Source organism: Chamaesiphon polymorphus CCALA 037 (assembly GCF_003003845.1).
In the GTDB taxonomy this organism is placed as follows: Bacteria; Cyanobacteriota; Cyanobacteriia; order Cyanobacteriales; family Chamaesiphonaceae; genus Chamaesiphon; species Chamaesiphon polymorphus.
Map to the genome: position 1 here is coordinate 1 of NZ_PVWO01000240.1, position 8,595 is coordinate 8,595.

An 8,595-nucleotide genomic window follows, 5' to 3' on the forward strand; every position below is an offset into this window, starting at 1 on the left:
GTTCTGGTATTGCACCTCATGGCGGTAAATTGGTCGATGGCGTAGCCTCACCTCTGGTGAATCGCATCGCCAGCCCCGCTCAAAAAGCCGAATTTCTAAGTAAAGCCGAGCATTTACCTAGAGTCGAATTAGACGAACGGGCATTTTCCGATCTGGTGATGATTGCGATCGGTGCATTTAGTCCACTGACTGGGTTTATGCCAGAAGCAGACTATAACAACGTCGTCCCCAACATGCGGTTGGCGAATGGATTACCTTGGTCGATTCCGATTACGCTTTCTGTTACTGAAGCTGTCGCCGCACCTTTAGAAATCGGTGCGCTCGTGCGTCTGGATGATAATACGGGTCGATTTGTCGGCGTTTTAGAGCTATCTGAAAAATATACTTACGATAAGCAAAAAGAAGCAATTAATGTCTACCGCACGGATGACGAAAAGCATCCCGGCGTCAAAGTCGTCTACGACCAAGGTAATGTTAATTTAGCGGGTGCGATCTGGTTATTAGAACGCGAAGCACATCCGCAATTTCCTACTTATCAAATCGATCCTGCGGCATCCCGCGCGCAGTTCCAAGCCAAAGGCTGGAATACGATCGTTGGCTTTCAAACCCGCAACCCAATTCACCGCGCGCATGAATACATTCAAAAGTGTGCGATGGAAACCGTCGATGGTTTGTTCTTACATCCCTTAGTTGGCGCGACGAAGGAAGATGATATCCCCGCAGATGTGCGGATGCGTTGCTACGAGATTATCTTAGAACATTACTATCCTAGCGATCGGGTAATTCTCGGCATCAATCCTGCTGCAATGCGTTATGCTGGGCCGCGCGAAGCTATTTTCCACGCTTTAATTCGTAAAAATTACGGTTGTACTCATTTTATCGTCGGTCGCGATCACGCAGGCGTCGGCGACTACTATGGTACTTACGACGCTCAACATATTTTTAGCGAATTTGAACCAGGCGAACTCGGCATCACGCCAATGATGTTCGAGCACGCGTTTTACTGCCAAGTTACCAAATCCATGGCAACGACAAAAACTAGTCCCAGTACTCCCGAACAACGAGTACATCTGTCGGGGACTAAAGTCCGCGAACTGCTGCGTAAAGGCGAACTACCACCACCAGAATTTTCGCGTCCCGAAGTTGCCGCCGAATTAATCCGTGCCATGCAAGGGAACACATAGGTGGGAATGCGCGACTAATAGGCAGCATCTACCGACTTATCAACCCAGTACAAATTAATAAATATATGTCCACCAAATTTTCGATTTCTGCTGTTGCGATCGCAGCGTTACTAACTTTAACTCACGGATCGATCGCTACTGCTGAAGTTTATAAAACTAGCAAAGACCAAGTGGTAGTAACTGGTTTGACTGCAAAGCAAAAGTACCCAATCAAAGGGACTAATGCTAAAAATAAGCCAGTTAATCGTAAAGATGTCGCAGCAAACACTTGTGGCGAAGCTTTGGTAGATGGTGCTGGTAAGTACAAAACATTGATTGTCGGTACCGAGAAGATCGATCCTGCAACTTTACCTGTTAGAGAACACGCTAAATGTAAGGCGAAAAAGACTGCTGCGGCAACTCCTAAGAAAAAGGCTGGTACCGCCACTAAAACCGTAGTGCCTACTACTGTGCTGCCTTCAACAACCGTACCAACAACTGCCGCACCCACAACTACTACACCAGTAGCTAAATAATATTGTTGGAGATTGGAATCGACTCATAAGGGTCTATTTATAATTTTTAGAACTGGGTAGGGGCAATTCATGAATTGCCCCTACCAGTTTTTATTTTGGAGGTCATTTACCTTACCTAAAACTGAAGATAATTATAGATATCTACAGATATTTTTTCAGTAATAATTTTAACTTCTGCTTGGTCGCATCGGGTACCTTATCCATTGGCGTGATAATTGCGTACTTGAGAGCAGAATGTGCGTCCGAAACAAATAAATTTGCACTCAGTTTTCGTACTGTTTCTCGAATTACCTGTTGAGCATTACTAGCATTTTTGTGGAGATTGGCAATTATCATATCCACCGTTACACTATCATGGTCTGGATGCCAACAATCGTAGTCGGTAGCTAATGCTAGGGTGGCATAAGCAATCTCAGCTTCTCTGGCCAATTTTGCTTCGGGTAAGTTGGTCATGCCAATAATCGTACCGCCCAACATTCGATACATATTCGATTCGGCTTTGGTAGAAAAGGCTGGCCCTTCCATACAGACATAAGTACCGCCTCTATGCAAACTAATATCTGGTAGATTTAAAGACTCGATCGAGTCTGCTAAAACGCCTGCTAACTGATGACAAATCGGATCGCCAAAAGCAATATGACCGACAATTCCATCGCCAAAAAATGTACTAGTCCGGCTTTTCGTTCGATCGATAAATTGGTCGGGTAAAACTAAATCTAATGGTTTAACTTCTGCCTGCAACGAGCCTACAGCCGATGCCGAAATCAGATACTCGACACCGATTTGTTTCATCGCATAAATATTAGCACAATACGGAACTTCTGTCGGCGTCAGATGATGATTGCGTCCGTGGCGCGCCAAGAAAGCAACTTCGACGCCATCTAACTCACCGACAATTAGATTGTCAGAAGGTTTACCAAAAGGTGTTTCGACACTCACCTCGCGCACATTAGTTAAAGCGGACATTTGATAAAGTCCGCTACCACCAATAATTCCAATTTTGATATCGCTCATTTTTATAATTGATAATTGATAATTGCGGCGCGCGCTCTGGAGGTTTCCTCCAGATTAAGCGCGATAAGACAGATAATTGATAATTATCAATTCAGGATATTTTAGATGTATAGATACATAAAAAACGTAGGGTGGGAAATGCCCACCATTCAGATTTTAGGGATCGTTAATCCCACATATTTATTAAACAGATATTATCTGAAATTATTGTGGTGGGCAGTGCCTACCCTACTTTTATAAAGCTATCCTACGGTTTCTAGAACCTAAAGCCTAAAGCCTAAAGCCTATCTCAAGGTTTTGGCTTAATTTCACTAATTTTAGTATCGATATCGATTAGGGTATCCAAGACAATTCTTTTAGCATACAACTTCCAGCCCCATCTTTGAATGGAAATTGCAGCAGCGGTGCCACCAACAGCGGCAATAAAATCTAGCGGCTGATTGAGCGAAATTCCAAATAACAAGCCTAATCCAGCAATGCCCCAAAATGGTAACGCGGCAGTTTGACGTTGAGTTTCGACTATTTTTGCAATGCCGCCAGTGGGTAACTCAGCCTCTAATGCTGCTTTGACTGCTTGCTGCTCGGCTCTATTTACCGATATACCAATTTTGCGGCGCAATTTCTCAATTTTGCGAGCATCACTGCTGTATTGAGTGAGTTCGTCTTCTGCCATCAATACCAGCCGTTCGTATTGTCCCACAGGTTTATTAATTTATGTAAATATTCATCAATGATTATAGCCGAGGATGTGGATGTGCATCTAGTCAAACAACGCTCGCGGCTAGACCAACGCCGATCGATTTTCTTTATGTCGTTTAGGCGTATAAGACATCGGATCTCAATACGTACTTAATGCCAGCAGTTACGGGAGTCCCTTCGTGCCGCCGCTCGTGCCGAAATAGCAATGCCATCCCCACTGTGGGCGTGACAATGAATTCTTGCTTATGGCTGATGCCATCGACAGCATAATATTCTCTAAATGCTGTATCGCCACCCTCACAAGCATCATTCAAATAAATCATGTATGAGAGCTTGCTGGTTTGCCCTAATGAATTGGTAACAGCACCATCTTTATGTCTTTTGAATTGCTGTCCAGGATGGTATCGATAAAATCGCAATTGTGGATCGACACTGCAAGGTAGTGATGAGTCGATGGTGGGTAGCAGGTAATGAATGCGCTGCCACATCTGACTTGCCAATGCCGTATCTTGCATGACAACCCGATCGTTATTTCTGATGTTAGTCATCATCATCGGGCCATCTGACGTTCTCACGGTGGCTGCTTCAAATCCAATCGCTTCAGCTCGATCGATTAACGATCGACATTCAGCGGGTGAAAAAACGGACTCGATCGTGAAGATACCATCATCGATCTTGGTTGCAGTTAGATTCATATCAAGACGTCCTACTCGTTTACACTCTCTAATCTTATCTATGAAGAAAGAGGCCACACCAAAAGGATACAATAACAATCGAGTCTCAATGCAGCGATCGATTTATGGAAGCCAGTCCCGCCCAAATTAGTCAAGCCGTCCAAAATCTGTACGATACCTATCCCTTCCCTCCAGAACCCCTGCTCGATGAGCCGCCTCCAGGGTTTAACTGGCGATGGCAGTGGGACGCGGCTTACAATTTTTGTACCGGACAAATGCCACAGCGGCGGGATGTGCGGATTCTCGATGCGGGTTGCGGTACGGGTGTAAGTACCGATAGCTTGGTGCATCTCAATCCTGAAGCGCAAGTTACCGCGATCGATCTCAGTCCGGGCGCGCTGAAAGTTGCCCAAGAACGCTGCGCGCGATCGGGTGCAACCAGAGTCGAATTTCATCACATGAGTCTGTTCGATGTAGCGCAGCTACCAGGGGAATTCGACCTGATTAACTCGGTAGGAGTACTCCACCATACTCCCGATCCCATTCGGGGCATTCAAGCCTTGGCGAGCAAATTAGCCCCTGGTGGGTTGATGCACATTTTCGTCTATGGCGAATTGGGACGCTGGGAAATCGAATTGATGCAAAAAGCGATCGGCATGTTGCAAGGCGACAAGCGCGGCGACTATCAAGATGGTGTTAAAATCGGTCGCGCTGTTTTTGCCTCCCTCCCCGAAAATAATCGCATTCTCAAGCGAGAAAAAGAACGCTGGGCGATCGAAAACCACAAGGATGAATGTTTCGCCGATATGTACGTTCACCCGCAAGAAATCGACTATAATATCGAGACATTATTTGAATTAATCGATGCTTCTGGCTTAGATTTTGTCGGCTTTTCCAATCCCGATTTCTGGAGTCTAGAGCGACTGTTGGCTAAAGCACCCGAAGCACTAGAACGCGCCCAAAAGTTAGATATTCGCGCCCAATATCGACTGATCGAACTCCTCGATCCCGATGTTGCTCACTATGAATTTTTCCTGTCTAAACCACCACTGCCTCACTCGATAGATTGGTCGCAAGACGAGACTTTATTGGCAGCAATTCCCCATCGGCATCCTTGTATTGAAGGATGGGAGAGCAAGAATGTCTTTAATTGTGACTGGAAATTGTTAAATCTTACCGATGCTGAATTTGCTTTTATGCAAGCTTGCGATGGAAATCCTCAGCAATTAACAGTTGGTGAGTTGTTAGGGTCGATCGAGATTTCGCTTGCGAATATTCGATCGCTCTTAGCTAATAAATTGATTATGTTGAAAGTGAAAAAATAACAGTTAACACAGCTCCCCGACTTCTTAAAGAAGTGGGGGAACTAATAAGCACCCGATCGACAAAATCATGTCAGTAACAGTTCATTTTTTACCAGATAAAGTCAGTGTCACCGCCGAACCTGGCGAACCATTGCTCAACGTTGCCGAACGGGCGGGAATTACAATACCAACTGGTTGTTTGATGGGTTCTTGTTATGCCTGCGAGGTCGAAATCGAAGGGCAAGAATATCCCGTGCGAGCTTGTCTGGCCAGCGTCCCTGACGAATCAGTACTAATCGTGCATCGTTACGACGATCCAATTTGGTAAAACGCCAGATAGATCGAACAGATGTGATATTTAGGGAAATTGAGGTTTATCTCCATCCATCAATATTGAGAACAAGTTACAGATCGCCTGTCTTATGCTTCTCATGTTCTAGCCACTCAGATGAGGTCAACTCGCTCCACGTAGCGATCGGTAGGGTTCGAGCTAAAATGGTGGTGATGACAGGATGAGCATCGATATTGCGTAACTTGACAGATTAAATATGGAAAATACTTATAACCCCGCCGAGATTGAGTCTAAATGGCAGCAGTCTTGGACGGAGCAAAATTTATATAAAACCGATACAACTAGCTCCAAGCCTAAATATTACGCACTGTCGATGTTTCCCTATCCGTCAGGAAATCTGCACATGGGGCACGTTCGGAACTATGTGATTACCGACGTGGTAGCCAGACAGAAGCGGATGCAAGGACATCGCGTGTTGCATCCGATGGGTTGGGATGCGTTTGGATTGCCAGCAGAAAATGCGGCTATCGAACGGGGGATTCATCCGGCGACTTGGACGTATCAGAATATCGCCCACATGCGGGGACAGTTGCAGAAATTGGGTTTATCGATCGATTGGGATCGAGAATTAGCAACCTGTTCGCCGGAATATTATCGGTGGACGCAGTGGATTTTTTTGAAGTTCTACGAAGGTGGCTTGGCGTACCAAAAAGACGGGATGGTGAATTGGGATCCGATCGACCAAACCGTATTGGCGAACGAGCAAGTCGATAGTGAAGGGCGTTCTTGGCGTTCTGGCGCGATCGTCGAGAAGAAGGCTCTCAAGCAGTGGTACTTTAAAATTACCGAATATGCCGAGCAATTATTGAACGATTTGGAGCAGTTGTCGGGTTGGCCAGAAAAAGTCCGCACGATGCAGGCAAATTGGATCGGTAAATCGATCGGGGCTAATCTGGAATTCCCTATCGTCGGTGCGGATGAGAAAATCGCTGTATTTACGACTCGTCCCGATACTGTTTATGGCGTGAGTTATGTCGTACTGGCTCCAGAACACCCACTGACGGCACAGGTGACCACTTCCGACCAAAAAGCGGCTGTAGATGCCTTCGTTGAGGAAATTAAGAATCAAAGCGAGATCGAGCGGACGGCTGAAGATAAGCCCAAACGCGGCGTACCGACTGGTGCGATGGCGATTAATCCTTTTACGGGGACAGAAGTGCCGATTTGGATTGCCAATTATGTCTTGTATGAATACGGGACGGGTGCTGTTATGGGCGTTCCCGCTCACGACGTTCGCGACTTTAAGTTTGCGAAGCAATATCAGTTGCCGATTACTCAAGTAATTACTGCGCCGAGCCAGAATGCAGATGAACCGCTGACGGTTGCTTATACCGAGGCGGGGACGATGATTAATTCCAGTCAATTTGACGGGTTAGACTCGGTTACTGCCAAGCAATCGATCGTCGAATATGCCGAGCAAAATGGCTATGGTAACGGCAAGATCCAATATAAGTTGCGGGATTGGCTGATTTCGCGCCAACGTTATTGGGGTGTGCCGATTCCGATCGTGCATTGCCCGAACTGTGGTGCAGTACCAGTTCCAGAGGCAGAGTTACCAGTGAAATTGCCAGAAGATGTCGAATTTACGGGCAAGGGTGGCAATCCCTTGGCGCAATTGGAGTCGTGGGTGAATGTGCCCTGCCCGACTTGTGGCACGCCAGCGAAGCGGGAAACCGATACGATGGATACGTTTGTGGATTCTTCTTGGTATTTCTTGCGCTATCCAGATGCGGGTAATGACAAGCAAATCTTCGATCCGAATATTACCAACGATTGGATGCCTGTAGACCAATACGTCGGTGGGATCGAACATGCCGTATTGCACTTATTGTATGCACGCTTTTTTACGAAAATAATTCGAGATTTTGGAGCTGGCGATCGTGGTAAAACTAAACTGCTAAATTTTGACGAGCCATTCAAACAATTGCTGACTCAAGGGATGGTACAAGGACTTACTTATAAGAATCCTAAAACTGAGAAGTATATTCCGATCGAAGCAGTATTAGATCCCGCTAATCCTACAGATCCAGAAACTGGTGATGTGCTGGAAGTCTCGATGATTAAGATGTCTAAATCTAAATATAATGGCATCGATCCAGAAGATGTTTTAGCAAAATATGGTGCAGATACAGCACGGATGTTTATCTTATTTAAAGCACCGCCTGAAAAAGATCTCGAATGGGATGAAGCAGATGTCGAAGGCCAATTTCGATTTTTGAATCGCTTGTGGAGACTGGCGATCGGTTATAAACCGATGAGTGCTAATAGTGGCGAATTATCTAAATCGGAGAAAGATTTACGTCGATTCGTCCACCATGCCATTCAAGCAATTACTGAAGATTTGGATGGTGACTATCAGTTTAATACCGCCATCTCCGAATTGATGAAGCTGAGTAATGCGATTACCGATGCCGATTGCAAAGATTCGCCTGTTTATGCTGATGCGATCGAAACTCTGATGATTTTAGCCGCACCATTTGCACCGCATATGACGGAGGAATTGTGGCAATTGACGGGGCATAGTGGTTCGATTCACGAACAACCTTGGCGTCAATTCGATCCGGCTGCTTTAGAAGCTGATGAAATTACTTTGGTAATTCAAATCATGGGCAAAACTCGCGGCACAATCCAAGTCCCAGCGACGAAGGATTCGGCCACTTTAGAAGCCTATGCACGAGAGTCAGCGATAACTAAAAAGTTTAGTGAAGGTAAGGAGATTAAAAAGGTAATCGTCGTACCAGGAAAGTTGGTTAACTTTATCATCGGTTAGTTTATGCACTCGATCGAGATAGACAAATATCTATCGCAATTTTATTCGGTGTGCTACGCTCGATCGATTGCAATTTGCTGTAG

At 45.6% G+C, this 8,595-nt stretch carries 8 protein-coding genes; 5 read left to right on the forward strand and 3 right to left on the reverse strand.

The genetic code is table 11. The annotated features are described in order from the left end of the window. The first annotated feature begins 8 nt into the window (after positions 1-8). Together sat and C7B77_RS17380 are read left to right on the forward strand one after the other, a co-directional pair. Positions 9-1,184: a sulfate adenylyltransferase gene (gene sat / locus C7B77_RS17375; protein WP_245894248.1), complete on the forward strand. Its 1,176-nt coding sequence runs from the start codon at positions 9-11 to the stop codon at positions 1,182-1,184. A 65-nt stretch (positions 1,185-1,249) separates the two neighbouring features. Then, positions 1,250-1,699 (forward strand): hypothetical protein, encoded by a 450-nt coding sequence (locus C7B77_RS17380; protein WP_106307509.1) that lies wholly within the window; start codon positions 1,250-1,252, stop codon positions 1,697-1,699. 141 nt (positions 1,700-1,840) lie between these two features. Here the strand turns inward: C7B77_RS17380 and C7B77_RS17385 are convergent, their stop codons facing one another. The 3 genes from C7B77_RS17385 to C7B77_RS17395 all read right to left on the reverse strand — a co-directional run bounded on the left by C7B77_RS17385 (position 1,841) and on the right by C7B77_RS17395 (position 4,107). After that, positions 1,841-2,713, reverse strand: coding sequence for an S-methyl-5'-thioadenosine phosphorylase (locus tag C7B77_RS17385; RefSeq protein ID WP_106307512.1), 873 nt, complete (start codon positions 2,711-2,713; stop codon positions 1,841-1,843). Positions 2,714-3,002: 289 nt separating this feature from the next. Next, complete coding sequence (locus tag C7B77_RS17390; protein ID WP_106307515.1) at positions 3,003-3,413, reverse strand: hypothetical protein; 411 nt, start codon at positions 3,411-3,413, stop codon at positions 3,003-3,005. Positions 3,414-3,528: 115 nt separating this feature from the next. Then, the gene (locus tag C7B77_RS17395; RefSeq protein WP_106307518.1) at positions 3,529-4,107 is read right to left on the reverse strand and encodes a 2OG-Fe(II) oxygenase; all 579 of its coding nucleotides are present in this window, start codon (positions 4,105-4,107) and stop codon (positions 3,529-3,531) included. 104 nt (positions 4,108-4,211) lie between these two features. Here C7B77_RS17395 and C7B77_RS17400 point away from each other — a divergent pair, with 104 nt between their 5' ends. The 3 genes from C7B77_RS17400 (at position 4,212) to leuS (ending at position 8,512) form a co-directional block, all read left to right on the forward strand. Next, positions 4,212-5,411 carry a class I SAM-dependent methyltransferase gene (locus C7B77_RS17400; RefSeq protein ID WP_106307521.1) on the forward strand — a complete coding sequence of 400 codons (1,200 nt, stop codon included), beginning with the start codon at positions 4,212-4,214 and terminating at the stop codon, positions 5,409-5,411. A gap of 67 nt (positions 5,412-5,478) precedes the next feature. Beyond that, on the forward strand, positions 5,479-5,718 hold the full coding sequence (locus C7B77_RS17405) for a 2Fe-2S iron-sulfur cluster-binding protein (RefSeq protein ID WP_181243903.1): 240 nt from the start codon (positions 5,479-5,481) through the stop codon (positions 5,716-5,718). A gap of 220 nt (positions 5,719-5,938) precedes the next feature. After that, complete coding sequence (gene leuS / locus C7B77_RS17410; RefSeq protein ID WP_106307527.1) at positions 5,939-8,512, forward strand: leucine--tRNA ligase; 2,574 nt, start codon at positions 5,939-5,941, stop codon at positions 8,510-8,512. Positions 8,513-8,595: the final 83 nt, after the last annotated feature.